Genomic DNA, 25,759 nt, shown 5'->3' with positions numbered 1-25,759 from the left:
CTGGTCGCGCCCAAGCGGCGGAGCCGCACATGCCACAGCCCCACGCCCCTGGGTGGGTGACCCGGGCGCGCGATACAAGCGGTGAACGGCGAAAATCTGTCCGTGGAACTGACTCTGCTTGGCACCGGTGCTCCTGCGGGACTCCCCCGGCCCGACTGTCCCTGCGCCGCCTGCGCGAACGCGCTCGGTGCTGACGCTCGGGCCGCTACCGCTCTCCTCGTCGACGGGGCGCTGTTGCTTGATCTGACGCCGGGGGTGGCGTTCGCGGCGGCTCGGGCCGGGCATTCGTTGGGGGGTGTGCGGCAGGTTCTGTTGTCGCATCCGCATGATGGGCCGGCCGTCGAGGTGCCAGACGGGTTGCCGCAGCCGGGGCGGGTGCCGGACGGGCGGGAGTTGGCGTTGCTGACGGGGCATCGGGTGCGGGCGGTGGCGATGGACGCGCCGGGGACGGGGTACGCGGTGACCGCACCGGACGGGCAGCGGCTGCTGTATCTGCCGCCCGGGGGTGCGCCGGCGGGGCTGGAGGAGGGGGCCGTCGAGCGGTACGACATGGTGGTCGCCGATGTCGTGGGGCGGCCGGACGCGCTGGCCAAGCTGCGGGCCGTGGGGGCGGCGGGGGCGACGACGGATGTCATCGCCGTACATCTGGATCATGACGTGCCGCCGGGGGCCGAACTGCGACGTCGGCTGGCCGCGGTGGGGGCGCGGGCCGTGCCGGACGGAGCGACGCTGGCCGTCGGCGCCTACGAGGACGTACCGGATGTGCCGCGGCGGACGCTGGTGCTGGGCGGGGCCCGGTCCGGGAAGTCGGTGGAGGCTGAGCGGCGGCTGGAAGCCTTCCCCGATGTGCTGTACGTCGCGACGGGCGGGACGCGGAACGGCGACAGCGAGTGGGCGGCCCGCGTCGCCGTGCATCGGGAGCGGCGGCCGGGGTCGTGGCGTACGGCGGAGACGTGTGACCTGGTGCCGTTGCTGGCCCAGGACGGGCCGCCGCTGCTCATCGACTGTCTGTCGCTGTGGCTGACGGACGCGATGGACGCCGTCGGGGCGTGGGACGACGCGGTGTGGGCCGACGGGGGCGAGCGGGCGCTGAGGAAGCGGGTGCGGGAGCTGGCGGCAGCGGTGCGGGCGGCCCGGCGGACCGTGGTCGCCGTGTCGAACGAGGTGGGGTCGGGGATCGTGCCGGCCACGGCGTCCGGCCGACGGTACCGGGACGAGCTGGGGCGGCTCAACGCGGTGTTCGCGGGTGAGTGCGAGCAGGTGGTGCTGGTGGTGGCGGGGCAGGCGCTGGTGCTACGGGGCTGAGTGCTCCTTTCTGGCGATGACCCGGTACGCGTTCGAGAAGCGGGTGCGGCTCAGGGCGGGGGCCAGGGCGTGGTCGACGGTCGTGGTCGTGGCCAGGAGGGGGGCCGCGGCGCGTAGCAGCGTCTTGCGGAGTCTGCGTTGGGTGTTGGTCGGGGGGATCGCGCGCCAAGGGGCGTCCGGGGCGGGCAGCGCCTCCGACAGGGCCAGGGTCAGGGCCACGGTCAGGTCGTACGGCGTGTGGGCTGCGCGGCGGTCGGTGGTGAGGACCGTGCAGCCCTGGGACTGGAGTTCCGTGCGGAGGTTGTCCAGGGGGATGAGGTGCGGGTGGTGGGGCTGGGTGTGCGGGAGCCAGTGCCGGCCGAGGAGTCTGGCGAACGCGCTCTGTGGGTCGGGGAGTTCGAGGAGGAGGTGGCCGCCGGGGCGGAGCGCGGTGAGGGCGGCGCGGAGTTCCGCGCGGGGGTCCGGGGTGCGGGCCAGGTGGTGGAGCATGCTGACCACGTCGTAGCGGGCGCGGAGGCGGGCCGTGAGATGCGGGTTCGTCAGGTTGCCGGTGTACGCCTCCTCGAGGTGGCCGGCCTCGCGGGCCTTCTCGATGCGGGTGGTGGGGTCGACGCCGTCGAAGGCCGTGTACGGGAAGAGTTCCTTCGCCGCCGCCGGGAAGCGGGCCTCGCCCGTGCCCACGTCCAGCCAGCTCTCCGGCTCGGGGAAGGGCAGCATCGCGCGGGCCGTCGCCAGGTGGCGGCGGTGGCCGTTCGGGGGCGGGAGGGGCTCCTGGTGGTCCTGGGTGTAGAAGGCCAGGCCCGCGGGTGTGAGGCGCGGGTTCTGGAAGGCGTGGGCGCAGTCGCGGCACTCGTCGACGGTGAAGGTGCCCGGCTTGTGCTGGAGGAGGTCGGGGGCGGCGCGCAGCCGGGTGCGCAGGCGTGTCGAGCCGCACCAGGGGCAGTCGTCGCGGCGGGGTGCGTGGAAACGGTCGGTGCCCTCGGCGAGTTCGGCGAGATACGCGGCACGGCGGCGGGCGGCCGCCTGGGACGCGGAGGGTGCGGGGGATGCGAACATGGGCGGCTCCCGGCGGTGCGGCGTGGGTCGGAGCGTGCGGGGCGGGGGTACGACAATCCGCTGCAAAACGGAACGTATGGGATCGCGATCTTGGGTGCAACGACGTCGCCGGGTCGTCGTGGCGATCTGACGCTGTTCCGTTCGACCGGTGCCGGTACTGTTCGGCGAATGAGCTCGCTTAATCTCGACGACTTCACCGATCTGATCGAGCGCCCGGACGGCGGGGTACGCCGTGACGCCGAGGCGCGCAGGGAGCGCCAGATCGTGCCGCCCGGGTCGCTGGGCCGCCTGGACGACCTGGGTGAGTGGCTGGCGGCGGCGCAGTCGGCCGTGCCGGTGCGGCCGGTCGAACGGCCGCGGGTGGTTCTCTTCGCCGGTGACCACGGGGTCGCCGAGCTGGACGTGTCGGCCCGGCCGGCGGGCAGCGCCGGGGAACTGGTGCGGGAGGTCCTCGAAGGCGGCCGGCCGGTGTCCGTGCTCGCGCGGCGGCTCGGGGTTCCGGTGCGGGTCGTCGACATGGCGCTGGACTGCGCGCCGGAGTCGCTGCCCGACGAGGTCGTACGGCATCGGGTGCGGCGCGGCAGCGGACGGATCGACATCGAGGACGCGCTGACCCTGGAGGAGGCCGAGGCCGCGTTCCGGGCCGGGGTCGCGGTGGCCGACGAAGAGGCCGACTCCGGTACGGATCTGGTCGTGCTCGGCGATGTGAGCGTGGGCGGGACCACGGCGGCGGGTGTCCTGGTCGCCGCGCTGTGCGGGACCGACGCGTCCGTGGTGACCGGGCGGGGCGGGCTGGCGATCGACGACCTGGCCTGGATGCGCAAGTGCGCGGCGATCCGGGACGCGTTGCGCCGGGCTCGGCCGGTGCTCGGGGATCAGCTGCAGCTGCTCGCGACCGTGGGCGGGGCCGATCTCGCCGCGATCACCGGGTTCCTGCTGCAGAGCGCGGTGCGGAAGATGCCGGTGATCCTGGACGGGGTGGTCGTGGCCGCCTGCGCGCTGGTGGCGCAGCGGATCGCGTTCCGGGCGCCGGACTGGTGGCTGGCCGCGCACAGCAGCGGGGAGCCGGGGCAGGCGAAGGCGCTGGACCGGATGGCTCTGGAGCCGCTGCTCGACCAGGGTGTGAAGGTCGGGGAGGGGGCGGGGGCGCTGCTGGCGCTGCCGCTGGTGCAGGCCGCGGCGGCGCTGGCCGCCGAGCTGCCCGACAAGCCGGAGCCGGAGGAGATCCAGAAGGCCGAGGAGTCCGAGACGGGCGACGGCTTCGAGGAGTCGGACATCACGTAGGACCGGATCGGCGCCGTCCGCACGCAGCGTCGTGGCTGAGCGCCGTCCGGGGCCGCCGGCTTGCGCGCCCCACGTTCGAAGACCGAGCGGAACATCGCGAAGTGGTCGAACGGACCGACGACTGGCGGGACGGGGCCTCCGAGCGCTCGGGCGGCTCGGGGATCCTGGTGACGGGCGGTGCGTGATGCTCGAGTGCACCTATGCCGAGGGCGGCTGCGGGCGCTGCTGTCCTTCGCGCCCTGGGGGCCGAACGGGCTCTCCCCGGACCTCATGCGGCGGGACCGGGACTCCGACAACAGGCTGATGGAGGTCGTGGTCATCGAGCTGCTGCGGCGCGCCGGGGAGATCGGGATCACGCAGGTCTCGCTCAACCGATACGCCATCTCCCCGGCCGGGATGGCTGGAATGTCTTCGTGGCGCCGGATCCGCACCTCGTACCCGGCCCGCCGCACCCGGCCGTCAGCAGGGCAGAGAAGAGCGCGGACCTGCCGCGCATCGGCCTCGCGGCGGCGCGCGCGGAGGTGTTTCTGGAGGCGCGATGAGGGACGCCGGGTGAGGAGCGCCGGATGAGCACGGTGGGCCGCTGGGTGCGCCGCGAGTGGGGGCCGTTGTATGCCGCCGTGCGCGGGCCGCTGGTGGGGCGGCGGCTGCGGGCGGTGCCGGTGACGGTCGGGGCCGTGTGTCTGACGGCGCTGCTGCACTTCGTGCACGGCCAGTCGTGGGGCGAGGCGTTCGTGGACGACGTCGGCGGTGTGCGGGCCGAGGATCCGCTGTGGCTGTCGCTGCTGCGCACTCCCCTGTCGTTGTTCGTGCCGGCGCTGCATCTGCCGGTGTGGGGTGCTCTGGTGCAGATCCTGCTGGTGTTCGGGATCGCGGAGACCTGCCTGGGGTGGCGGCGGATGCTCGTCCTGGCGTACGTCGCCACGCTCGCCGGGACGCTGTACGCGCGCGTCGGTGTCTGGCTGGGGCCGGACGTTGCGCTGGGGCTGCCCGGGTCGGACGCGCAGGTCGTGGACACCGGGCCGTCGGCGGCCGTGGTGGGGCTCGCCGTGTTCGTGGGGTGGCGGTACCGGGCGTATGTCACCGCCGGTGCGGTGGTCGTGGCGATGGTCGTCGAGGTGGTGCTGAAGAACAACCTCGCCGGGAAGGAGCATCTCGCGGCGATCGCGGTGGTACTGGTGCTGTGCGGGGTTTCGGCGGTACGGGGTCGGGGTCGGGGTCGGGGTCGGCCTGAGGGTCAGCGGTCGGTGGGGAGGCGGGCCGAGTCGGGGTCGTGATCGGGATCGGGATCGGGTTTGCCGCCGATCCAGTCCTGAAGCTTGCTGTTGGGGCCTGCCCAGCGGCGGTCGTGGTGGTAGGCGCGGAGGCCGGCGCGGGCGCGGGCCCTTGGGCGGTGACGGTAGAAGCGCTTGGCCCAGGGGGAGCCGGGGCGGGCCAGGCGGATGGCGCCGACCAGGGCGATGACCGGGATGATCACGCCGAAGAGCGCGGTGCGGACCTTGCCCTTGGCGAGGGCGAGGAGGGCGAAGAGGAAGTTCGTCCCGATGCTCGTCATGGCCGCGCCGCGGTCCTGGAGCTCGTCCTCGGAGAGGTCGTTGACGCCGAACGGTACGAAGCCGGCGAGGACCAGGCCGACGAGGGCGGCGGTCAGGACGACGACCTCCACGCTCTTGCGGCCCGCCTCGGTCCAGTAGACGTCGTCCAGGTGGAGGATCAGGGCGAACTCGTCCAGGACCAGGCCCGCGCCGATGCCGAAGAGCACGGCGCAGATCGCCGAGCCGACGCCGTGCCGGGCGCTGGCGACCGCGCCGAAGCCGCCGATGACGGTGAGGACGACGCCGGGGACCACGTGGTGGATGTGGAGGGCGCCGGCCTTGACGTTGCCGAAGGGGCCCTTGCCTGAGCGGATGAGGCGGGTGATGGCGCGGGTGACGAGGAAGGTGACCACGAAGGCGGTCAGGGCCAGGAGGAGGGGGAGTTTGCCGGGTTCGATGATGTTGCGGTGCAGCCAGTGACCCATGAGGTTCAGTGTGCGGGGGGGTGCTGGTGGGCTGCCTGTCTGAGTGGTGCAGGAGGGTGGTGCTGAGGTCGGGGCGTCGGGCAGCCCGGCTGCCCGCAGGCTGGGCGGGTCGGCTGCCCGCAGGCTCAGCGGGTGCGCGCGTTAGTCTGCCGACGTGTCCATGACCCCGCCCCCCTTCCACGGCCTCCGCTTCGCGTTCGGCACCCTCAGCGTGTTTCCCGTCAAGGTGAGCCGGTGGGATCGGGAGGCAGCCCGGGGCGGGATGCTCTGTGCCCCGCTGGTCGGAGTGGTCGTCGGGGTGGTTGCCGCCCTCGTCGGGCTCGTGGTCCTGTTTCTCGGCGGCTCCGCCCTGCTCGCCGCCGTTGCCGCCGTTGCCGTTCCCGCCGTGCTCACCCGGGGGCTTCATCTCGACGGGCTTGCCGATACCGCCGATGGGCTCGGGAGTGGGAAGCCCGCCGAGGATGCCCTACGGATCATGAAGCAGTCGGACATCGGGCCGTTCGGGGTGGTCACCCTCGTGTTCGTGCTGTTGGCCCAGGTGGCCGCCCTTGCCGAGGCGTTCGGTGATTCCTGGGGGCGGGGAGCCCTCGCCGCCGTCGTGTCCGGCGTCGCCGCGCGGCTCGCGCTCACCCTGGCCGCGCGGGACGGCGTGCCCGCCGCCCGGCCCGAGGGGCTGGGGGCCGTCGTCGCCGGTGTCGTGCCCGTGCGGGGGGCCGTGCTCGTCGCCGTCGGGGTCACCCTCGGGGCCGCCGGGGCGGGGGCGGTAGGCGGGGCGTACGGCATGGTCCGTACCGCCGGTGCCGTGCTCGTCGCCCTCGCGCTCGCCGAGTTTCTGCTCCAGCACTGCGTCCGTCGCTTCGGCGGCGTCACCGGTGACGTCTTCGGCGGGCTCGCGGAGACGGCCGCCGCCGCCTCCCTCGTCGTCCTGTCACTCGGTTAGCAGGCCCGGCGCCACACCCCCAGCTCGTACTTCTTCAGCATCGAGCTCAGCTTCAGGCGCCGGGCCTCCGTGCAGAAGCGGGCCGTCGGCAGTTCGTACTCGACGTGGAAGACCGCCTTTCCCGCCTTCACGAAGGGTTTCAGGGCCCCGCATTCGCCGTACTGCGCGCACTGTTCGTTGACCGCGAAGTCGAAGTCCCGCACCAGCTCCGGGATCTGGTCCAGGTCGTTCTTCAGGCCCACTGCCAGGCCCCGGTCATGGGCCAGCTTCGCGATCAGACGGTTGTAGCGGAGCTGGTCGCGGGCGGTGAGCGGGAAGCCCGTGCGGTTCTGGTAGCCGTCCATGTTGTCGGGCTCCACCGCGTCGAAGCCCTCCTTGCGGCACATGTCGAGGCGGGCCGCCATGAGCGGTTCGAGGACGTCCGTGCGGCGGATGTCGAGCCAGCGCTCGCCCTGCCAGCCGTTGCCCCGGCCCAGCACCGACTTGGGGAACTTCTTCGCGTCCGGGCGGAAGTCCTCCCACGCGCCCGTGGAGAGGTAGCAGATGACCTTGCGGCCCTGGCGGTGCAGTTCGGCCACCGTGGACCTGTCGTGGTCGAAGCCGTCGATGTCGTACACCGGCACGTCGACGGACGTGTCCAGGCGGCCGCTGAGCTGCCACTGCCAGGCCGTGCCGGGGCGTGGCTGCCAGCGGCGCCCGGTGTCGTCCGACTTGTCGTCGGGGACGGTCGTGCAGGCCGTGGCGAGCAGCAGGAACAGGGTGTACAGGACGAGCGATCGTTTCACCGGACGGGCTCCAGGAAGTGCGGAAGGGTTCCCCAAGGATGATCTCCCATGCCCGGCACCGCGCAGGGCACGGTCGCGCGCCTCGCCCGGGCGAGGTCAAAGAGCATCAGCTCGCCGTCGATGCCGCCCGCGCCGAGGCCGGGGTCCGCGACAAGGCGTACCGGTTCTGCGCCGTGAGTGACGCGCCTTACCGCGCCTCCTGCGCCCTGGCCAGCGCGTCCCGGTGCTCCCCTGTCCAAGGGGCATCCTTCAGCCCTTCGGGCAGTCCTGCCAGCCCCGCGGTGATGTGGTCGACGGCGTCTGCGTACCGGCCGAGGCCGAGGTTGGCGAGCCCCATGTTGAGCCGGTTGAACTCCGGGGTGAGCCAGTACGCGGTCTCCGGGGGCGGCACGGCGGCGGCAACGTCGGTCAGCCGCTCCGCGTTCTCTACCATGCGCAGGGCATCGTCCGTGGCTCCCAGCTCAGCCAGTCCAGCTGCTGCCTGAAGCATGTCTCCGAGTCGCTGGGCGGGGTGCGCCCCCGGTGTGTACGCGGCAGCCGAGTACCAGCGGGCTACCCCCTCGGAGCGGCCTTGCTGCCGTGCCAGGTAGCCCTTGAAGTTCAGCGCCTGGGCGGCCAGCGTGCCGTTGCCGATCTCGTCGGCCACCTCCACGGCCTCGTTCAGGAGCCGTACGGCCTCGGCGTCCTGTCGGTCCTGGGCGAGGATCCATCCGCTGAACTGGATGAATTCGGACGCTACTTCGGCCAGCCGGTCACGGTGCGGTCCTCGGGCGTCCTTGAGGAGACCGGTGACTTCCCTCATCTGGGCCAGGGTTGCCGGGATGACGGTCTTGGGCTGCGCGGTATCGTCCAGTCGCCTGTACGCGGCCAGGACACCGGCAAGAGCGTCCACGGTGCCCGCGTCCGACGTGGACGGATTGGCGGTGCTGCGAGCGACCCTGGACACGTCGTCTTCGTCGAGTAACGTCCCAGCCAGGGCACCACCGGTGCCGAGGAGATCGTCCAGAGCCTTCGTGAGCTTCGTTGACGGCCGCTGCTTCCCGTTCAGCACACGGGACAGGTACGAGAGGTCGTAGTGGATCGCGTGCGCGGCTGCCCGCATCGAACAGCCGTTGTCGTGCAGGGCTCGGCGGACAAGGTCGGCGAAGTCGTCGCGCCTCGGTGAACCTCGGGGCATTGACCAGCGGGATTCCAGAGTAGTCAATGCTGGTCAACTCCCGTGTGAGCCTTCGCTCTTCCCATGGTTGGCTTCATGACCACGAAGCACAAGACCACCCAGGAACCGCCGGTAGTCCTCCCTATGGGGTTCGAGGCTTGGCTGCTCGACTGCGCCCCCGTTGCGGGCTGCAAGGTGTGCGCCGCGAACTGGAAGCAGCCCAACGCAGCGAGGAGCAAGGGCAACATCACGCAGGCAGCGAGGCATGCGACCGAGATCCGCGACCACGCATCGGGAGTGCACTGATGGGGGCTGATGGGGGACACATCGAGCAGCGGTGCTCGACACCGGGTCCAGGTCAGGCCGAATGGTGACGGTGGGGGTGTACGAGCCCGCCGACCGGGGACCCGTGGCGGACCCGGTTGAGGGCACCGACCAGCGGACGACGGAGCACGGACATCGGGGCGACCCTACGTTCCCGGCGGCCGGGATGTACGCGAGGACACCCGGTAGACATCGGGCCGACGTGCGGACCCTGTCCCGTGCCCGGCGGGCCGCGGGGCGGGCTGGTTCCATGAACCTGTCCCGCCGTTCAGCAGGTTTGGCGTCAGCAGGTCTGGCGGAAGTAGCCGCTCGTGCCCTTGGACACGAGCAACTGGTCGCGGCGGACAATGCTCAGTGTGCTGGCCCAGCCGGAGCACACTTCCGACAGGCCCTTCGCTGTGTACTCGACCACGAGCACGTTGTTGTCGAACGCCTCGGCGAACTCGCCGCACTCATTCCACTCGCCGCACTCCTCCACCACGGCGAAGTCCAGGCCCACGGACGCACGGTAGGCCGCGAGCTCAAGGGTGTTCTTCTGAGCGATGGCCAAGCCCTTCTCGTGGGCGTGCACCGACAGCAGCTTCATGAGCGCCTTGGCCTGGTCGGCAGTGAGGTCTTTCGGGAAGCGGGTGAAGGTGTCGTAGTTGTCGGGCTCGACGGCCTTGTACCCCTTGGCCGCGCACTCGTCGATCCAGGTGTTCACCTTGGCAGCGATGCGCTGTCGCTTGGCGTCCGTGCGGATGTCCAGGGCCGCCTCGCCCCAGTCCTCGTCGTAGACGACATCCCCGTTGGCGTCGCGCAGCAGCAGGTCGGAGTCCCAGTCACCCTCCGCGTCCTCCTGTGCCTGGAAGGCGTTGATATTGCAGATGTTGTAGACACCCGGCGCGGGCGCGCTCTCGTGGCTGCGACTGACCACCTGCACACCGGTCGCCGGGGCATACGCACCGCCGATCTGGTAGTCCCACCGCACGTGCTTCGGCGGTGGCGTCACGGTGGCGACGGACGCGGGCGCGGTGGACGCCGGCGCGGTGGACGACTGGGAAGTGTTGTTCTGGTGCGACCCGGTTTTCACTGCCGCGATGCTCAGCCCAGTGACGGCCACGGCTGCAGCGAGGCCGACGAGGATGCGCCGCCCTCGAGGTCCGTGACCGGTTCGAGTCCTGTCCGTTCCCCCCTTCCCTCCGTCGGTGGCCGGGTCTCGTGGAACGGGGCGCGTATGGGAAACCTGGCGGCTGGTTTCCGCTGAGTCGGCCCGTCCCGGCGCGACCGGCACGGCGGAATCCGGCAGCGTCCGGAGCATACGGTGCAGTTCGGCGAGTTCGGGCCGGGCGGCTGGGTGCTTGTCCAGGCAGCGTTCGGCAATGCTCCGGAGCGGTTCGGCGACTCCATCCAGGACCGGTGCCTCGTACATCACCTGATAGCCCGTCAAATAGGGGCTGCTTCCGTCGAACGGACGGTTGCCGGTGGCCGCGTAAACCAGAAGTGACCCCAGCGAGAAAATGTCCGAGGCCGCGGTGACATCCCGCGGCGCGGTGAACTGCTCCGGGGACATGAAGGGCGGGGTGCCGATCAACCGCCCGGTCACGGTGAGGGCCTCGTTGTCGACGGCGTGCGAGATGCCGAAGTCGATGACGCGGGGTCCGTCCTCGGCCATCAGGACGTTGCTCGGCTTCAGATCACGGTGTACCACACCCGCCCGGTGGATGTCCCGCAGCGCCTCGGCAAGGCCCAGCGCGAGCATGCGCAACTCGCGTCCGCGCAGCGGGCCGTCCTTGGCCACGATGTCCGACAGCGTACGGCCCGGGACGTACAGCGTCGCCATCCACGGCTGTTCGGCGTCCGGATCGGCGTCCACCACCGGGGCCGTGAATGCCCCGCTCACCCGGCGGACCGCCGCGACCTCCTGCCTGAAGCGCGTCCGGAACTCCTCGTCCTGCGCGTACTGCGCGTGCACGACCTTGACCGCGACCCGCCGTCCCGAGTCCGAGCGCCCCAGATAGACGACGCCCATGCCGCCACTACCGAGCCGGTCGACCAGCGCATAGCCGCCTATGGACTCCATATCGCCGGAGCTCAGCGACATCACCGGTCACCTTTCCCATGTGCCGTGCTTCGAAAAGCCGTTCAGGGCATCAGACTAGTACCGAGGTTTCTCAGCTTGTTATGCAGTTCTACGACTGCTCTGCACCCGGGCGGATGCGCTCTTCGAGCTCACCGACGCGGTGCTGTGCGCCGGCGCTCCGGTGACGTCGCTGGTCGAGCTGACACTTACAGCCAGGCCCCGGACGTCCATGCATGTGGCGCGACCGGCCGGTCGACGGGCGGCCACGAGGTCCGGCTGCGCGGCGTCCGGCCCGTGGGGAGGAACCGCGTCGCAGGTCCGATCGGCCGAACAGGGCCTAGGCTCGTCCTTGGCACTCCTGGAACGGGTCGGAGCCGCACACCACGGATCACCGGCCCTGCGGGGGATGCCGCGTACCCGCGGATCTAAGGTCTTCCCCCAGGGCCGGTCGACCCCATCCGATTCGGCCACTGAAACTCAACTGGAAGCGAGATTTCACCACAGTGACTGCTCTCACTCTCAGCACCGCCGCGGCGCCCGGCCTGCGGGCCGACGCGATCGTGATCGGTGTCGCCAAGGGCGCCAAGGGACCGGTGGTAGCACCGGGCGCCGAGGCCGTGGACAAGGGTTACGACGGCCGGCTCGCCGGCGTCCTGGAGACCCTCGGTGCCTCCGGTGCCGAGGGCGAGGTGACGAAGCTGCCCGCGCCGTCCGGCTTCAAGGCACCGCTCGTCGTGGCGGTCGGCCTGGGCGCCGAGCCCGAGAAGGACGCCGGCTATGACGGGGAGGCGCTGCGCAAGGCCGCCGGCGTCGCAGCCCGTGCCCTCGCCGGCTCCAAGAAGGCCGCGTTCGCGCTGCCGCTCACGGACGCCGCGGACGTCGGTGCGATCGCCGAGGGCGCGCTGCTGGGCGCGTACTCCTTCGACGCGTACAAGGAGAACGGCAAGGCCGACGGGGCTGCAAAGGGCAAGAACGGCAAGGGCCCGCTCGCCGAGGCCGCCCTGCTCGGCGGCAAGCCCCGCGACAAGGAGCACAAGGCGGCGATCGAGCGCGCCACCGCCGTCGCCGAGGAGCTGAACCGCGCCCGCGACCTGGTCAACACCCCGCCGAACGACCTCTACCCGGAGGCCTTCGCCGCCGTCGCGCAGACCGCGGCCAAGGAGCACGGCATCAAGGTGCAGGTGCTCGACGAGAAGGCGCTGGCCAAGGGCGGCTACGGCGGCATCGTCGGCGTCGGGGTCGGCTCGGCGTCGGCGCCGCGGCTGGTGAAGCTGACGTACACGCACGCCAAGGCGGCCAAGCACCTCGCCTTCGTCGGCAAGGGCATCACCTACGACTCGGGCGGCATCTCGCTGAAGCCGGCCGGCCACAACGAGACGATGAAGTGCGACATGAGCGGTGCGGCAGCGGTCTTCGCCGCGGTCGTCGCCGCCGCGCGGCTGGGGCTCGAGGTCAACATCACCGGGTGGCTGGCGCTGGCCGAGAACATGCCGTCGGGCACCGCGGTGCGGCCGGGTGACGTGCTGCGGATGTACAGCGGCAAGACGGTCGAGGTGCTCAACACCGACGCCGAGGGGCGGCTGGTTCTCGCCGACGCGCTGTGGGCGGCGTCCGAGGAGAAGCCGGACGCGATCGTGGACGTCGCGACGCTGACCGGCGCGATGATGCTGGCGCTGGGGAACCGGACGTTCGGGGTCATGGCCAACGACGACGCGTTCCGCTCCGCGGTGCACGAGGCCGCCGAGGAGGTGGGTGAGCCGGCGTGGCCGATGCCGCTGCCGGAGCATCTGCGCAAGGGCATGGACTCCCCCACCGCCGATCTCGCCAACATGGGTGACCGGATGGGCGGCGGGCTGGTCGCCGGTCTGTTCCTGCGCGAGTTCGTGGGCGAGGGCATCACCTGGGCGCACCTGGACATCGCCGGTCCGGCCTTCAACGAGGGCGGGCCCTTCGGGTACACGCCCAAGGGCGGTACGGGTACGGCGGTGCGGACGCTGGTACGGCTGGCCGAGCTGACCGCCGCGGGTGACCTGGGCTGAGGTCCTTTTCGGTGACGGGGCTCCGCGCGCGGGTAGGGCGGGGCCCCGTCACCTTGCCGTAAGCCAACAGGAGTGCGACGTCTCACACACCGGCCCGGCGTCTCCTTCCGTGCTGACAAGTGCGAAGATGGGGCTCGGCAGGACAGGGCCCCACCGAAGGGCCGAAGAACGAGCGGCCGGACACCAGCCGCCGACCGGTCACTGGAGACCGGCGTGGCGCACATGCATGGAGGACGTGACGTGGCGAACGACGCCAGCACCGTTTTCGACCTAGTGATCCTCGGCGGTGGTAGCGGTGGTTACGCCGCGGCCCTGCGCGGGGCGCAGCTGGGCCTGGACGTCGCCCTGATCGAGAAGGACAAGGTCGGCGGCACCTGCCTGCACCGGGGTTGCATCCCCACCAAGGCCCTGCTGCACGCGGGCGAGATCGCCGACCAGGCCCGCGAGAGCGAGCAGTTCGGTGTGAAGGCCACTTTCGAGGGCATCGACGTACCGGCCGTCCACAAGTACAAGGACGGTGTCATCGCGGGCCTCTACAAGGGTCTGCAGGGGCTCATCGCCTCCCGCAAGGTGACGTACATCGAGGGTGAGGGGCGTCTGTCGTCCCCGACCTCCGTCGATGTCAACGGCCAGCGCGTCCAGGGCCGCCACGTGCTCCTCGCGACCGGCTCCGTGCCGAAGTCGCTGCCGGGCCTGGAGATCGACGGCAACCGGATCATCTCCTCGGACCACGCCCTCGTCCTGGACCGTGTGCCGAAGTCGGCGATCGTCCTCGGTGGCGGTGTCATCGGCGTCGAGTTCGCCTCCGCCTGGAAGTCCTTCGGGACCGACGTCACCGTCATCGAGGGCCTGAAGCACCTCGTCCCGGTCGAGGACGAGAACAGCTCGAAGCTTCTCGAGCGCGCGTTCCGCAAGCGCGGCATCAAGTTCAACCTGGGCACCTTCTTCCAGAAGGCCGAGTACACCGCCGAGGGCGTCAAGGTCACCCTCGTCGACGGCAAGGAGTTCGAGGCCGAGGTGCTGCTGGTGGCCGTCGGCCGCGGCCCCGTCTCCGCCGGTCTCGGCTACGAGGAGCAGGGCGTCGCCATGGACCGCGGCTACGTCCTGGTCGACGAGTACATGCGGACGAACGTCCCGACCATCTCCGCCGTCGGCGACCTGGTCCCGACCCTCCAGCTCGCGCACGTCGGCTTCGCCGAGGGCATCCTGGTGGCGGAGCGGCTGGCCGGTCTCAAGACCGTCCCGATCGACTACGACGGCGTACCCCGGGTGACGTACTGCCACCCCGAGGTCGCCTCCGTGGGCATCACCGAGGCCAAGGCCAAGGAGATCTACGGCGCGGACAAGGTCGTCGCTCTGAAGTACAACCTCGCCGGCAACGGCAAGAGCAAGATCCTCAACACCGCGGGCGAGATCAAGCTCGTCCAGGTGAAGGACGGTGCCGTGGTCGGCGTCCACATGGTCGGCGACCGCATGGGCGAGCAGGTCGGCGAAGCCCAGCTGATCTACAACTGGGAGGCGCTGCCCGCCGAGGTCGCGCAGCTCATCCACGCCCACCCGACCCAGAACGAGGCGATGGGCGAGGCCCACCTGGCCCTGGCCGGCAAGCCCCTCCACTCGCACGACTGATCCCTCGGTCGAGAAGCGACGACACAGACTTCCGCACTTGTAAGGAGCAACCGAAACCATGGCGGTTTCCGTAACCCTTCCGGCGCTCGGTGAGAGCGTCACCGAGGGCACTGTCACCCGCTGGCTGAAGGCCGAGGGCGAGCGCGTCGAGGCCGACGAGCCGCTGCTCGAGGTGTCGACCGACAAGGTCGACACCGAGATCCCGGCCCCCGCTGCGGGCATTCTGGCCTCCATCAAGGTCGCCGAGGACGAGACCGTAGAGGTCGGCGCCGAGCTGGCGATCATCGACGACGGCACCACCGCGGCTACCGCCGCTCCGGCGCCCGTCGCCGCCGTTCAAACTCCGGCCGCCGAGCCCGCCCCGGCGCCGGCCGCCGAGGCCGCGGCCGCCCCGGCCCCCGCTACCGCAACTGCCGCAGGCCCTGCCGCTCCGGCCGGTGGCGCTGCCGAGGGTACGGACGTGGTCCTGCCCGCGCTCGGTGAGTCCGTCACCGAAGGCACCGTCACCCGCTGGCTGAAGTCGGTCGGCGACACCGTCGAGGCCGACGAGCCGCTGCTCGAGGTCTCCACGGACAAGGTCGACACCGAGATCCCGGCGCCCGCCTCGGGCACGCTGCTGGAGATCGTGGTCGGCGAGGACGAGACGGCCGAGGTCGGCGCCAAGCTGGCCGTCATCGGCGTCGCGGGTGCCGCTCCGGCCCCGGCGGCTCCGGCTCCGGCTCCGGCCGCCGCTGCCCCGGCCGCGCCCGCGGCTCCGGCTCCCGCGCCGCCCGCCGCCCCGGCCGCGCCCGCCGCTGCCGCCCCGGCTCCGGTGGCGCCCGCGGCTCCGGCTCCCGCGCCGGCTGCTCCGGCTCCGGTCATCCCGGCTCCGGCCGCTCCGGCCGCCGCCCAGGCGACCGACGAGGGCGCCTACGTCACCCCGCTGGTGCGCAAGCTCGCCGCCGAGAACGGCGTCGACCTGGCCGCCGTCAAGGGCACCGGCGTCGGCGGCCGTATCCGCAAGCAGGACGTCATCGCCGCCGCCGAGGCCGCGAAGGCCGCCGCCGCTGCTCCGGCTCCGGCCGCCGCAGCCCCTGCCGCCGCCGCTGCGAAGAAGGCTCCGGTGCTGGAGGTCTCGCCCCTCCGTGGCCAGACCGTCAAGATGCCCCGCATCCGCAAGGTCATCGGCGACAACATGGTGAAGGCCCTGCACGAGCAGGCCCAGCTGTCCTCGGTCGTCGAGGTCGACATCACCAAGCTGATGAAGCTCCGCGCGCAGGCGAAGGACTCCTTCGCGGCCCGTGAGGGCGTCAAGCTCTCCCCGATGCCGTTCTTCGTGAAGGCGGCGGCCCAGGCACTGAAGGCCCACCCGGTCATCAACGCCCGGATCAACGTCGACGAGGGCACGATCACCTACTTCGACGCCGAGAACATCGGTATCGCGGTGGACTCGGAGAAGGGCCTGATGACCCCGGTCATCAAGGGCGCGGGCGACCTGAACATCGCCGGCATCGCCAAGGCCACCGCCGACCTGGCGGGCAAGGTCCGGGCCAACAAGATCACCCCGGACGAGCTGTCCGGCGCGTCCTTCACCATCTCCAACACCGGCTCGCGCGGCGCGCTGTTCGACACGATCATCGTGCCGCCGAACCAGGTCGCGATCCTCGGCATCGGTGCCACGGTCAGGCGCCCCGCCGTCATCGAGACGGCGGAGGGCACGGTCATCGGCGTCCGTGACATGACGTACCTGACCCTGTCCTACGACCACCGTCTGGTGGACGGCGCCGACGCGGCCCGTTACCTGACGGCCGTCAAGGCGATCCTGGAGGCGGGCGAGTTCGAGGTCGAGCTCGGCCTGTAACCAGCCTCAGCAGTACCTGTACGGTGCCCCGCCCGGAGCCTTCCGGGCGGGGCACCGTCGCTTTCCGCCTGTTCTACCTGGGCGTCAGCCGCTTGTCCGACCAGCCCACCAGCGACTCCACCCACACGTTGGGGACCGCCAGCTCGGCCGCGGGCGTCAGCCGCCGTGTCTTGTACGCCTTCAGCACGTCGTACGTGGCGTCCAGGCAGTTCCGCGAGGTGAGCTTGCCGGTCTTCGGGTCGACGCCGACCAGGAAGCCGCGTGCCTCGACCGTACGGATCATGGCCCGGGCGGACGCGACATCACTCGTGGACGAGGGGGTACAGCGGTAGCGGCTGTACGGGTACTCCGACCGGCCCGGACAGTACGCGTCCCGCGACATGTCGCTCATCATGCTCGTGTACGTCCCCTCCGCGTGCCAGGCGCCGATGTCACCGCCGGGCGGGGTGTACAGCTTGCCGCTGGGGTTCTCGATCGCGCCGTAGACCCACTTGTCGGTGCCCGTGACCCGGAAACCCCAGCCGATGTGGCCGAACCTCTGCGCGCCGTCGGGCTTGACGAAGACGCACGCGGCGCCGGCCTGCCCGGCGGCCGGACCGGCCAGGCTGGTGATCCCCGCCGAGGCGCCGGCCCACGCCTTCGCCTTGCCGGACGGGGTCTCCTGGCACCCCGTCAGCGCCACAGCCGTACCGATCGCGGCCACCACGACCGCTCCGCGCAGCCTTGCGCGCCGTCCCCCGATGTTCATGCCGTCCCCCAGTGCCCCAAGGGGCGCCCCCCCCCGGTGGGTACCCCTCTGCCGATCGCGACACTGATCGGCCCCCGAAGGTTCCAGGACTTGACAGAAGACGTGCGGCTGGGAGCGTGTAAGCCTCGTCTCACCTGCGCGTAAGCACCCCCGTGCGCCCCTCCTGGACGGGTCCGCGGCCGTATTGTCTAAGCGTCAAACGCCTCCGGGGCCGATGGGCGGCCCCTCCTTAAGGAGCTCTCATGACCGCGCCCGTCGTCCACTCGCTGCGCGAGCAGATCCGCGAGCACATCCTGGAAGGGATCATCAGCGGACGCTGGCAGCCGGGCGAGCGGATCGTGGAGCGACGTATCGCGACCGAGCTGGAGGTCTCCCAGACCCCGGTGCGGGAGGCGTTGCGTGAGCTGGAGTCGCTGCGGCTGATCGAGTCGGCGCCGAACAAGGGCGTGCGAGTGCGGAACCTGACGGCGGCGGACCTGGAGGAGAGCTATCCGGTCCGGGCCGGTCTGGAGGCGATCGCCGCGGAGCTGGCGGCGGAGCGGCTGGCGGCGGACTGCTCGGCGCTCGAGCCGCATGTGGCGGCGCTGTACGAGGCCGACCGGCTGGCGGACGGCACGGGCCAGGTGCGGCACACGGTCGCCTTCCACCGCGAGCTGGTGCGGGCCGCCGGGAATTCGGTGCTGCTGCACACCTGGGAGGGGCTGGGCATCGAGGTGTTCACGGCCCTGTCGATCCGGTGGCTGGGGACGGTGCAGCAGTCGTATGCGGAGGAGCACGAGGAGCTGGTGGAGGCGTTCCGGCGGCGGGACCCCCGGATCGCCGAGTTGGTGAAGGCCCACGTCCTCGGTTGCGCACCTCGCCACGAAGCCTGAGCGGGCCCTCGCTCAAACGTATCCTCACCTGCGAAAACCCTTCACAAAACGCGGCACCCGGTGCCTGTCCGAAAGGCACCGGGTGCCTACTTTCTCGCGATCGAGAGGTTTTGCCTCTCAACCCTTTGATCGATCATCGATCAGGGGGTTAGAGTCGCCGCGGGCTTCCACCGAGGCCCCAGCCCTGTCCTGCCAAAGACCAAGGGCACCCCCGAACCCTTACAGATGAGGGAACCCCCTTCGACTGAGGAAGGCGGCGACATGACCGACCCCAACGCCATCCAGCCGAGCGCGCTCGACCAGCTCCCGGACCGTGATCCGGAGGAGACCGCCGAATGGCAGGCCTCACTGGACGCGGTCGCCAAGGCGGCCGGCCCGCATCGTGCCGCGTACCTGATGCGACGCACGCTGGAGCGCGCCGAGGGCAACGGCATCGCGCTGCCCAAGCTCCTCGAGACGGACTACGTCAACACCATCCCGACCGCCGCCGAGCCGGCCGCGCCGGGTGACGCGGCGATGGAGGCCCGGATCACCGCGTGGAACCGCTGGAACGCGGCCGCGATGGTGTCGCGGGGCTCCAAACACGGCGTCGGCGGTCACATCGCCACCTTCGCCTCCGCGGCCTGGCTCTACGAGACCGGCTTCAACCACTTCTTCAAGGGCAAGGACTCCGGAGAAGCTGTCGGCTCCGGCGACCAGCTCTACATCCAGGGCCACGCCTCCCCCGGCATCTACGCCCGCGCCTTCCTCGACGGCCGGCTGAACGAGCAGCACCTCGACAACTTCCGCCAGGAGTCGGGCGGCAACGGCCTCCCGTCGTATCCGCACCCGCGGCGGCTGCCCTGGCTGTGGGAGTTCCCGACGGTGTCGATGGGCCTCGGCCCGCTGTCGGCCATCTACCAGGCCCGCTTCAACCGTTACCTCACCAACCGCGGCATCAAGGACGTCTCCGCGTCCCACGTGTGGGCGTTCCTCGGCGACGGCGAGATGGACGAGCCCGAGTCGACGGCGGCACTCGCGCTGGCGTCCCGCGAGGGTCTGGACAACCTGACCTTCGTCATCAACTGCAACCTGCAGCGCCTCGACGGCCCGGTCCGCGCCAACTTCAAGATCGTGCAGGAGCTGGAGGCCCAGTTCCGCGGCGCCGGCTGGAATGTCGTCAAGACGCTGTGGGGTTCGGCCTGGGACGAGCTGTTCCGGCTCGACACCACGGGCGCGCTCGTACGCCGCCTGCGCGAGGTACCCGACGCGCAGGTGCAGACGTACCAGACCCGCGACGCCGCCTACATCCGCCAGGACTTCTTCGGCAAGGACCCGGCGCTCGTCGAGATGGCGAAGCTGCTGAGCGACGACAAGATCCTCGAGTGCTTCCACCTCTCCCGCGGTGGCCACGAGGCGCGCAAGGTGTACGCCGCGTACAAGGCCGCCGTCGAGCACAAGGGCGCGCCGACCGTGATCCTGGCCCAGACGGTCAAGGGCCACACCCTGGGCGAGGGCTTCGCGTCGAAGAACGCCAACCACCAGATGAAGAAGCTGACGGTGGACGAGTTCAAGACGATGCGTGACCTGCTCGAACTGCCTATCTCTGATGCGCAGTTCGTGGACGGTGTCGTGCCTTACGGCCACCCGGGCGCCGACTCCCCCGAGGTCCGCTACCTCCAGGAGCGGCGTGCCGCCCTCGGCGGTCCGGCCCCGGCCCGCCGCGTCCACCCGGTTGCGCCTCTCCCTGCCCCCGCCGAGAAGGCGTTCGCCTCCTTCGACAAGGGCTCGGGTTCGCAGAACGTGGCGACCACGATGGCCTTCGTCCGGCTCGTCAAGGACCTGGTCCGCGACAAGGAGTCCGGCAAGCGCTGGGTGCCGATCGTCCCCGACGAGGCGCGCACCTTCGGTATGGAGAGCCTCTTCCCCTCCCTCGGTATCTACTCGCCCAAAGGCCAGACGTACGAGCCGGTCGACCGCGACCAGCTGATGTACTACAAGGAGGCCAAGAACGGCCAGATCCTCAACGAGGGGATCACCGAGGCCGGTTCGATGGCCGACTTCATCGCCGCGTCGACCGCGTACTCCACGCACGGCGAAGCGATGATCCCGTTCTACATCTTCTACTCGATGTTCGGCTGGCAACGGACCGCCGACCAGATGTGGCAGCTCGGCGACCAGCTCGGCCGCGGCTTCCTCATCGGCGCGACGGCCGGCCGTACGACGCTGACGGGCGAGGGTCTCCAGCACGCGGACGGTCACTCGCCGGTGATCGCGGCGACGAACCCCGCCGCGCTGACGTACGACCCCGCCTTCGCGTACGAGGTCGCGGCGATCGTCAAGGACGGTCTGCGCCGCATGTACGGCGAGGCGGCGCCGGGTGAGGACCCGAACGTCTTCTACTACCTCACCGTCTACAACGAGCCGATCCCGCAGCCCGCGAAGCCGGCCGGCCTCGGTATCGACGAGGGCATCGTCAAGGGCCTGTACCGCTTCAACACGGCGGAGTCGGCCGGCCTCTCGCCGGTGGCGAACGCGCCGCGCATCCAGCTCCTCGGCTCCGGTACGGCGATCCACTGGACGCTGGAGGCGCAGAAGCTGCTCGCCGAGGAGTGGGGCGTGGCCGCCGACGTCTGGTCGGCCACCTCCTGGACGGAGCTCCGCCGTGACGCGCTGGATGCCGACGCGGCCCTGCTGCGCGGCGAGGAGCGGGTGCCGTACGTCCGGCAGGCGCTCCAGGGGGCCGAGGGCCCGGTGCTGGCCGTCTCCGACTACATGCGCCAGGTCCCGGACCAGATCGCGCAGTGGGTCGAGCAGGACTACTCCTCGCTGGGCGCCGACGGCTTCGGCCTCTCGGACACCCGCGCGGCCGCCCGCCGCCACTTCGGCATCGACGCCCAGTCGATCGTCGTCGCGGCACTGGCCCAGCTGGCCCGCCGCGGCGAGGTCAAGGCGACGGCCGTGAAGGAGGCGCGCGAGCGCTACGGCCTGTAAGGCCGGAAAACGCCGACGAGCTCCGCGGAGAGAGCGACCGGCACATGGAATGGAAGGTGCCGGCAGCCCTGGGCTGCCGGCACCTTCTCGGTTCAGCCCTCCACGGGAGGGATGCGTACCTCGTCGGGCTCGGGGCCCGGGTCGGGGTGGCGGCGGAGTTGGACGATGGCCGGTACCAGGCCGCCCCACACGATGAGAATCGCGATGATCATCATCACGACGGCGCTCACATCATCCAGCCCAGCACGACCGGGGTGACCACGCCGAGGCAGATCCGCTGGCACCGCCGACGCCGAAGACGGCGGGGATGCGGTGCATGCCGGTGCGGATGAAGCGCAGCGCGGCGAACACCCCGATGCCGGCGAGGATCTCAACAGAGTTGTTGGCGAACCCGGCGACCCAGACGCTGCCGTTGCCGAGTTCGGACCACCAGCAGTGGGATGAAGGCGCCCCCGCCGTTCTCGTAGGCGACGGCCGGAGAGCGCCAGATGTTGCCGAGGCCGATGGCGGAGCCGATCGCCGTCAGCAGGAAGCCTGTTCGTGTGGCCCATTGTTCGCGGGGCTGTTGCGCCATGTGTCCGTCCTCGTCGACGGACGTGTGTACGCCCAGGCAGGTGACGACCCGGCAGAATGGCGGCCATGCGTGCCGCCCGGCTGATCAAGATGGTGCTGTTGCTCCAGTCCCGACCGTCCATGACGGCCGCCGAACTGGCCCGGGAGCTGGAGGTGTCCGAGCGGACCGTCACCCGGGACGCGCAGGCGCTGTCGGAGGCGGGTGTGCCGGTGTACGCGGACCGGGGGCGGGCCGGCGGATACCGGCTGATCGGCGGGTACCGGACGCGGCTGACGGGGCTTCATCGCAGCGAGGCCGAGGCGCTGTTCCTGAGCGGGGTCCCGGGCGCGCTCAGGGAGATGGGTCTTGAGGACGCGGCCTCGGCGGCCCGGCTGAAGGTGTCGGCGGCCCTGCTGCCGTCCCTGCGCGACGCCTCCCGTACGGCGGCCCAGCGCTTCCATCTGGACGCGCCGAACTGGTTCAGGGAGCCGAAGGCGCCCCCGCTGCTGCCGACGGTGGCGGACGCGGTGTGGGACGACCGGCGGATCACCGCGCGCTACCGGCGCGGGGAGAGCGAGTCGCGGCGGGAGGTGACGCGGGAGCTGGAGCCGTACGGGCTCGTGCTGAAGGCGGGCGTCTGGTACCTGTGCGCGCGGGTCGTGGGGCACGACTCCTTCCGGGTCTACCGGATCGACCGGTTCACGGCGGTGGACACCGGGCCGGAGCGCTTCGCACGGGACGAGGAGTTCGATCTGCCCGCCTTCTGGGAGGAGCGGGCGGAGCAGTTCGCGCGGTCCATCCTGCGGGCCGAGGTCGTGGTGCGGCTGTCTCCGGGCGGGGTGCGCGGACTGCCGCACGCCGTCGATCCGCAGTCCGCGCGGGAGGCGCTGGCAGCGGCCGGTGCCCCGGACGGTGCGGGGTGGGTGACGCTGACCCTGCCCGTGGAGTCCGAGGAGGTCGCCCATGCGCAGCTCGCGTCGCTCGGCCCGGAGGTCGAGGTGCTGGCACCGGACGGCCTCAGGGAGAGGTTCGCCCAGGACGCGCGGCGGCTGGCCGCGCTGTACGGGACATAACAATCCGCCGCACTCCACGTGCGCCCCACCTCGCGAGGGCCGATGCTGGACCCGTGATGGACGAGACGGAGTTCTGGGAGCTGGTGGACGCCACCCGCGAGGCCGCCGAGGGCGACCCCGAGGAGCAGGCCGATCTGCTGGTGGACAGGCTCCTCCAGCTGGACCCGGACATGGTCCTCGACTTCGCCCGTCACTTCGAGGCCCGCTACAACCGCGGCTACACCTGGGACTTGTGGGGCGCCGCGTGGGTCCTGCTCGACGGGGCCAGCGACGACGCCTTCGACTTCTTCCGGTGCTGGCTGATCGGCCAGGGCCGTGAGGTGTACGAGGGTGCCGTGCACGACCCGGACTCGCTCGCCGACCTGCTCGGCGACTTCGACGAGGAGATCGACGGGGACGGGGAGGAGCTGGGGTACGCGGCGGACGAGGCGTACGAGCAGCTCACCGGTGTCGTCGCTCCCGACCTGGGTATTCCGCCGGCGTTGTCCGAGCCGGAGGGCACGCCGGTCGACTTCGAGAACGAGCGGGTGCTCGCGGATCGGTATCCCAAGCTGTGGGAGCGGTTCAGGGGCTGAACGTCAGGCCGCGGTGGCCCGGCGGCGGGTCGTGTCCGTCGGGATGTACGCCTGCGTCTGGTCGGCCTTCACCGCGTGGTACATCGGCGCCGCGTTGGCCTGGTCGAGCGCGGAGGCCGTGACGGCGGCCGGGCCGAGGACGACCGCCGCGACCGCGCAGACCACCGCCCAGGGGCCGCGTGTGGTCCTGGTCCAGCCGCCGGTCTTCTGCGTGGCGTTCGTGGTGTTGGTGTGACTGCTGTTCATCTTCCCCACCTCCAGTCAGTGCGTGTGCATGACGATAGGGAGGCTGCCTCGGGAAACTCGGTGAGCCGTCTACGAGAAACCTGTGAGCGGCGCGGGCCGGGTGCGCACGGAAGGTTTACCCCTGAGCTCTTGACCGGTTCCGTGATCCCCGGCTTAGGGTGGCCGCCCCGAACAGGAGTGCCCTGCCCATGACCAGCCCGTACGTGCGGGAGATCACGCGCGAGGAACATCTGGCCCATCTGCGGCTGCATCCCGACGCGAGCCATCTCCAGATCCCCGAGTGGGCCGACGTGAAGCCCGACTGGCGGGCGGAGAGCGTCGGCTGGTTCGAGGACGGGGCGATGGGGCCCGTCATGGTCGCGGCGGCGCTCGTGCTGTACCGGCCGCTGCCAGGGACCCGGCGCTGCCTCGCCTACCTCCCCGACGGGCCCGCGATCGACTGGCGCGCCCCGCGCCTGGAACGCCGGCTGGACCCGCTCCTCGCCCACCTGGAGAAGCGCGGGGCGTTCTCGGTGCGGATCGGTCCGCCCGTCGTCGTACGGCACTGGGAGGCGGACACGGTCGCGGCGGGCGTCGCCGACCCCGACGTACGGCATCTGCACGATCTGCCCGCTGACGGCCTCGACGGCCACGCGCTGGAGGTCGCGGAGCGGCTGCGGCGGCTGGGGTGGAAGCGGTGCGAGGAGGACGGCGCGGGCGGCGGCTTCGGGCTCGGCCAGCCGCGCTACGGCTGCCACATCCCGTTGGCGGGGCGTTCGATGGACGAGCTGCGCGCCAGCCTGGCACCGCACTGGGAGCAGTCCCTGCGCACGTCCGAGCGGGCAGGCGTCCTCGCATCAAGGGGCTCGGCCGCCGACCTGGCCGACTTCTACCGCCTGTACACGGCGACCGCCGAGCGCGACGGGTTCCGGGCCCGCCCGCCGGACTATTTCGCGCGCATGTGGAAGGCCCTGAACGCCGAGGACTCCGACCGGCTGCGGCTCTACGTCGCCGAGTACGACGGCGAGGTGCTCTCCGCGGCGCTCATGATCGGCGTCGGCTCCCGGGTCTGGCACTCGTACGCCGCGTCCGGCCGCCGGGGGCGTGAACTGCGGCCCAGCAGCGCGCTGTTGTGGCGGATGCTGGGTGACGCACGGCTGGCGGGGGCCGGGACGTACGACCTGCGCGCCATCACCCCCTCCCTCTCCGAGGACCGGCTGCTGGGCCGGCTGCTCTTCAAGACGGGGGCGGGCGGCCGGGCCGTGGAGTACCTCGGGGAGTGGGAGCTGCCGGTGGGCAGCCAGGGCAAGGTGCTGCAGCGGGCGCTGGGGGTCTATCTCGGGCGCCGGTGAGGACGGTCGCGCACGGCTACCTCCTGCTCTGCAGGCGGGCCGCCAGCTGCCGGATCTCCGGGAGGCCGGCGCTGAGGGCGGCGCCCGGGCAGCTGGTGTTGTAGCCGTCGTCGTGGCCCGCGAGGGCGGGCAGTGTGGCGGCGGTACCGGCCGCGTACCGGCTCAGGTCGTGGCTGGAGACGAGGCGGACGTCGGCACGCGGGTCGGTGCCGGAGAGGCCGAGCTTCCAGGCGGCCAGGGCGGCGATCGCGTCGGTCATCGCCTTCGGCACGGGCACGCCCGCGGTGAAGGTGCCGAGGGCGGCGATGCCGGTGGTGCGGTGGTTGAAGCCCTGGGTGTGGGCGCCGGTGACGGGGCGGTCGACGCCGCCGGCCCGGCCCTCGTAGATGGTGCCGCAGCGGTCGACGAGGAAGTTGTAGCCGATGTCGTCCCACTGCTTGGCGCCGGTCTGGCCCGCGTACAGGTAGCGGATGATGCGGGGCGCCTCGGCGCAGTCGTAGGCGTTGGGCGAGTCGGTGTGATGGACGAAGACGGCGATGACCTTGTCGTCGTAGCGCGGGGGCGGCTGAGCATGCCGGGCACCGTCGTCCAGCCAGGCGGACCTCGGCACGATGACGGGCTTGGCCGCGCGGTGCGGGGCGACGGGTCGGGCCCCGACGGGCCGTGCGTTGGCCGCGACCACGCGCTCGACGCCGTTGGCGCACAGCGCCAGCGCGAGGACGGCGGCGAGACCGGGAACACAGCCGAGCAGCACAAGAACGGCACCCGGAATACGCAGGGCCGACGGCCGGCGCACGGCATCCGACACAGGCACGGCTCTCCGGCGTCGCAGGAAGCCCGGTACAGGCATCGCCCGTGGGCGCCGCGCGGCGCGCGGGGCGCGCACGGCCAACGGTCGGCGCACCGCATCCGGTTTACGCACGCCCCACCCGCGCCGCAGGGAACCCG

At 71.4% G+C, this 25,759-nt stretch carries 22 protein-coding genes and 2 pseudogenes; 14 read left to right on the top strand and 10 right to left on the bottom strand.

What is annotated here, in order from left to right:
- Positions 1-102 precede the first annotated feature (102 nt).
- Positions 103-1,305, top strand: a complete 1,203-nt coding sequence (locus AQJ91_RS00880; protein WP_067014681.1) for a bifunctional adenosylcobinamide kinase/adenosylcobinamide-phosphate guanylyltransferase — start codon at positions 103-105, stop codon at positions 1,303-1,305.
- On the opposite strand, the gene AQJ91_RS00875 is transcribed toward AQJ91_RS00880, so the two are convergent.
- A complete protein-coding gene (locus tag AQJ91_RS00875) occupies positions 1,294-2,361 on the bottom strand; it encodes a class I SAM-dependent methyltransferase (RefSeq protein ID WP_067014678.1) in 1,068 nt (355 codons plus the stop codon). The genes AQJ91_RS00880 and AQJ91_RS00875 overlap by 12 nt on opposite strands.
- 168 nt (positions 2,362-2,529) lie before the next feature.
- Between AQJ91_RS00875 and cobT the strand changes: the two genes are divergently transcribed.
- From cobT to AQJ91_RS53320, 3 genes and pseudogenes are all read left to right on the top strand, one after another.
- Positions 2,530-3,645, top strand: a complete 1,116-nt coding sequence (gene cobT, locus AQJ91_RS00870; protein ID WP_067014675.1) for a nicotinate-nucleotide--dimethylbenzimidazole phosphoribosyltransferase — start codon at positions 2,530-2,532, stop codon at positions 3,643-3,645.
- A 101-nt stretch (positions 3,646-3,746) separates the two neighbouring features.
- A pseudogene (locus AQJ91_RS48545) lies at positions 3,747-4,187 on the top strand (phosphatidylglycerol lysyltransferase domain-containing protein); the annotation flags it as partial.
- Between the two features lie 24 nt (positions 4,188-4,211).
- Complete coding sequence (locus AQJ91_RS53320; protein WP_067014672.1) at positions 4,212-4,922, top strand: hypothetical protein; 711 nt, start codon at positions 4,212-4,214, stop codon at positions 4,920-4,922.
- On the opposite strand, the gene AQJ91_RS00860 is transcribed toward AQJ91_RS53320, so the two are convergent.
- The gene (locus AQJ91_RS00860) at positions 4,883-5,665 is read right to left on the bottom strand and encodes a hypothetical protein (RefSeq protein ID WP_067014670.1); all 783 of its coding nucleotides are present in this window, start codon (positions 5,663-5,665) and stop codon (positions 4,883-4,885) included. The genes AQJ91_RS53320 and AQJ91_RS00860 overlap by 40 nt on opposite strands.
- 160 nt (positions 5,666-5,825) lie before the next feature.
- On the opposite strand from AQJ91_RS00860, the gene AQJ91_RS00855 reads away from it, so the two are divergent.
- Positions 5,826-6,605 (top strand): adenosylcobinamide-GDP ribazoletransferase, encoded by a 780-nt coding sequence (locus AQJ91_RS00855; protein ID WP_067014668.1) that lies wholly within the window; start codon positions 5,826-5,828, stop codon positions 6,603-6,605.
- On the opposite strand, the gene AQJ91_RS00850 is transcribed toward AQJ91_RS00855, so the two are convergent.
- Both AQJ91_RS00850 and AQJ91_RS00845 read right to left on the bottom strand, forming a co-directional pair.
- The gene (locus AQJ91_RS00850) at positions 6,602-7,390 is read right to left on the bottom strand and encodes an endo alpha-1,4 polygalactosaminidase (RefSeq protein ID WP_067014665.1); all 789 of its coding nucleotides are present in this window, start codon (positions 7,388-7,390) and stop codon (positions 6,602-6,604) included. The genes AQJ91_RS00855 and AQJ91_RS00850 overlap by 4 nt on opposite strands.
- Before the next feature lie 187 nt (positions 7,391-7,577).
- On the bottom strand, positions 7,578-8,567 hold the full coding sequence (locus AQJ91_RS00845) for a helix-turn-helix domain-containing protein (RefSeq protein WP_079084606.1): 990 nt from the start codon (positions 8,565-8,567) through the stop codon (positions 7,578-7,580).
- A 75-nt stretch (positions 8,568-8,642) separates the two neighbouring features.
- Between AQJ91_RS00845 and AQJ91_RS00840 the strand changes: the two genes are divergently transcribed.
- The gene (locus AQJ91_RS00840; RefSeq protein ID WP_067016027.1) at positions 8,643-8,852 is read left to right on the top strand and encodes a hypothetical protein; all 210 of its coding nucleotides are present in this window, start codon (positions 8,643-8,645) and stop codon (positions 8,850-8,852) included.
- Positions 8,853-9,153: 301 nt separating this feature from the next.
- Here AQJ91_RS00840 and AQJ91_RS48535 read toward each other — a convergent pair whose 3' ends face one another.
- A complete protein-coding gene (locus AQJ91_RS48535) occupies positions 9,154-10,953 on the bottom strand; it encodes an endo alpha-1,4 polygalactosaminidase (RefSeq protein ID WP_079084605.1) in 1,800 nt (599 codons plus the stop codon).
- Positions 10,954-11,435: 482 nt separating this feature from the next.
- On the opposite strand from AQJ91_RS48535, the gene AQJ91_RS00830 reads away from it, so the two are divergent.
- From AQJ91_RS00830 to sucB, 3 genes are all read left to right on the top strand, one after another.
- Positions 11,436-12,971, top strand: a complete 1,536-nt coding sequence (locus AQJ91_RS00830) for a leucyl aminopeptidase (protein ID WP_067014661.1) — start codon at positions 11,436-11,438, stop codon at positions 12,969-12,971.
- Positions 12,972-13,211: 240 nt separating this feature from the next.
- Positions 13,212-14,600 carry a dihydrolipoyl dehydrogenase gene (gene lpdA, locus AQJ91_RS00825; RefSeq protein ID WP_067014658.1) on the top strand — a complete coding sequence of 463 codons (1,389 nt, stop codon included), beginning with the start codon at positions 13,212-13,214 and terminating at the stop codon, positions 14,598-14,600.
- A gap of 58 nt (positions 14,601-14,658) precedes the next feature.
- Positions 14,659-16,440 (top strand): 2-oxoglutarate dehydrogenase, E2 component, dihydrolipoamide succinyltransferase, encoded by a 1,782-nt coding sequence (gene sucB / locus AQJ91_RS00820; RefSeq protein ID WP_067014655.1) that lies wholly within the window; start codon positions 14,659-14,661, stop codon positions 16,438-16,440.
- A 73-nt stretch (positions 16,441-16,513) separates the two neighbouring features.
- On the opposite strand, the gene AQJ91_RS00815 is transcribed toward sucB, so the two are convergent.
- Positions 16,514-17,188 carry a hypothetical protein gene (locus AQJ91_RS00815; protein WP_067014652.1) on the bottom strand — a complete coding sequence of 225 codons (675 nt, stop codon included), beginning with the start codon at positions 17,186-17,188 and terminating at the stop codon, positions 16,514-16,516.
- 242 nt (positions 17,189-17,430) lie between these two features.
- Between AQJ91_RS00815 and AQJ91_RS00810 the strand changes: the two genes are divergently transcribed.
- Both AQJ91_RS00810 and aceE read left to right on the top strand, forming a co-directional pair.
- On the top strand, positions 17,431-18,060 hold the full coding sequence (locus AQJ91_RS00810) for a GntR family transcriptional regulator (RefSeq protein WP_067014649.1): 630 nt from the start codon (positions 17,431-17,433) through the stop codon (positions 18,058-18,060).
- Positions 18,061-18,321: 261 nt separating this feature from the next.
- Positions 18,322-21,033, top strand: a complete 2,712-nt coding sequence (gene aceE, locus AQJ91_RS00805) for a pyruvate dehydrogenase (acetyl-transferring), homodimeric type (protein ID WP_067014645.1) — start codon at positions 18,322-18,324, stop codon at positions 21,031-21,033.
- 92 nt (positions 21,034-21,125) lie between these two features.
- On the opposite strand, the gene AQJ91_RS48530 is transcribed toward aceE, so the two are convergent.
- Positions 21,126-21,263, bottom strand: coding sequence for a methionine/alanine import family NSS transporter small subunit (locus AQJ91_RS48530; protein WP_199847818.1), 138 nt, complete (start codon positions 21,261-21,263; stop codon positions 21,126-21,128).
- 197 nt (positions 21,264-21,460) lie between these two features.
- Positions 21,461-21,607: pseudogene (locus AQJ91_RS00800) on the bottom strand (hypothetical protein); the annotation flags it as partial.
- Between the two features lie 65 nt (positions 21,608-21,672).
- Between AQJ91_RS00800 and AQJ91_RS00795 the strand changes: the two are divergent.
- Both AQJ91_RS00795 and AQJ91_RS00790 read left to right on the top strand, forming a co-directional pair.
- On the top strand, positions 21,673-22,659 hold the full coding sequence (locus AQJ91_RS00795; RefSeq protein ID WP_067016024.1) for a helix-turn-helix transcriptional regulator: 987 nt from the start codon (positions 21,673-21,675) through the stop codon (positions 22,657-22,659).
- A gap of 56 nt (positions 22,660-22,715) precedes the next feature.
- Positions 22,716-23,234: a DUF4240 domain-containing protein gene (locus tag AQJ91_RS00790; RefSeq protein ID WP_067014639.1), complete on the top strand. Its 519-nt coding sequence runs from the start codon at positions 22,716-22,718 to the stop codon at positions 23,232-23,234.
- A gap of 3 nt (positions 23,235-23,237) precedes the next feature.
- On the opposite strand, the gene AQJ91_RS00785 is transcribed toward AQJ91_RS00790, so the two are convergent.
- Positions 23,238-23,480, bottom strand: a complete 243-nt coding sequence (locus tag AQJ91_RS00785; RefSeq protein ID WP_067014636.1) for a hypothetical protein — start codon at positions 23,478-23,480, stop codon at positions 23,238-23,240.
- Positions 23,481-23,668: 188 nt separating this feature from the next.
- Here AQJ91_RS00785 and AQJ91_RS00780 point away from each other — a divergent pair, with 188 nt between their 5' ends.
- Entirely contained in the window at positions 23,669-24,811 is a 1,143-nt protein-coding gene (locus AQJ91_RS00780; RefSeq protein WP_067014633.1) for a lipid II:glycine glycyltransferase FemX, read from the top strand.
- 16 nt (positions 24,812-24,827) lie between these two features.
- On the opposite strand, the gene AQJ91_RS00775 is transcribed toward AQJ91_RS00780, so the two are convergent.
- Complete coding sequence (locus AQJ91_RS00775; protein ID WP_407696815.1) at positions 24,828-25,565, bottom strand: peptidoglycan recognition protein family protein; 738 nt, start codon at positions 25,563-25,565, stop codon at positions 24,828-24,830.
- Between the last annotated feature and the right edge of the window lie 194 nt (positions 25,566-25,759).

This window comes from Streptomyces dysideae (assembly GCF_001514305.1).
Taxonomy (GTDB): Bacteria; Actinomycetota; Actinomycetes; order Streptomycetales; family Streptomycetaceae; genus Streptomyces; species Streptomyces dysideae.
The sequence above is the reverse complement of the archived record's forward strand: the minus strand, read 5'-3'. Positions and strand labels throughout refer to the sequence as shown.

What these genes read in the sequence shown, in the direction of transcription:
- AQJ91_RS48535 (WP_079084605.1), bottom strand. Translation starts at nt 10,953, where the DNA reads ATGTCGCTGAGCTCCGGCGATATGGAGTCCATAGGCGGCTATGCGCTG.
- AQJ91_RS00845 (WP_079084606.1), bottom strand. Translation starts at nt 8,567, where the DNA reads ATGCCCCGAGGTTCACCGAGGCGCGACGACTTCGCCGACCTTGTCCGC.
- AQJ91_RS00785 (WP_067014636.1), bottom strand. Translation starts at nt 23,480, where the DNA reads ATGAACAGCAGTCACACCAACACCACGAACGCCACGCAGAAGACCGGC.
- AQJ91_RS00855 (WP_067014668.1), top strand. Translation starts at nt 5,826, where the DNA reads ATGACCCCGCCCCCCTTCCACGGCCTCCGCTTCGCGTTCGGCACCCTC.
- AQJ91_RS00815 (WP_067014652.1), bottom strand. Translation starts at nt 17,188, where the DNA reads ATGAACATCGGGGGACGGCGCGCAAGGCTGCGCGGAGCGGTCGTGGTG.
- sucB (WP_067014655.1), top strand. Translation starts at nt 14,659, where the DNA reads ATGGCGGTTTCCGTAACCCTTCCGGCGCTCGGTGAGAGCGTCACCGAG.
- AQJ91_RS00795 (WP_067016024.1), top strand. Translation starts at nt 21,673, where the DNA reads ATGCGTGCCGCCCGGCTGATCAAGATGGTGCTGTTGCTCCAGTCCCGA.
- cobT (WP_067014675.1), top strand. Translation starts at nt 2,530, where the DNA reads ATGAGCTCGCTTAATCTCGACGACTTCACCGATCTGATCGAGCGCCCG.
- aceE (WP_067014645.1), top strand. Translation starts at nt 18,322, where the DNA reads ATGACCGACCCCAACGCCATCCAGCCGAGCGCGCTCGACCAGCTCCCG.
- AQJ91_RS53320 (WP_067014672.1), top strand. Translation starts at nt 4,212, where the DNA reads ATGAGCACGGTGGGCCGCTGGGTGCGCCGCGAGTGGGGGCCGTTGTAT.
- AQJ91_RS00810 (WP_067014649.1), top strand. Translation starts at nt 17,431, where the DNA reads ATGACCGCGCCCGTCGTCCACTCGCTGCGCGAGCAGATCCGCGAGCAC.
- AQJ91_RS00790 (WP_067014639.1), top strand. Translation starts at nt 22,716, where the DNA reads ATGGACGAGACGGAGTTCTGGGAGCTGGTGGACGCCACCCGCGAGGCC.
- AQJ91_RS00875 (WP_067014678.1), bottom strand. Translation starts at nt 2,361, where the DNA reads ATGTTCGCATCCCCCGCACCCTCCGCGTCCCAGGCGGCCGCCCGCCGC.
- AQJ91_RS00780 (WP_067014633.1), top strand. Translation starts at nt 23,669, where the DNA reads ATGACCAGCCCGTACGTGCGGGAGATCACGCGCGAGGAACATCTGGCC.
- AQJ91_RS00860 (WP_067014670.1), bottom strand. Translation starts at nt 5,665, where the DNA reads ATGGGTCACTGGCTGCACCGCAACATCATCGAACCCGGCAAACTCCCC.
- AQJ91_RS00840 (WP_067016027.1), top strand. Translation starts at nt 8,643, where the DNA reads ATGACCACGAAGCACAAGACCACCCAGGAACCGCCGGTAGTCCTCCCT.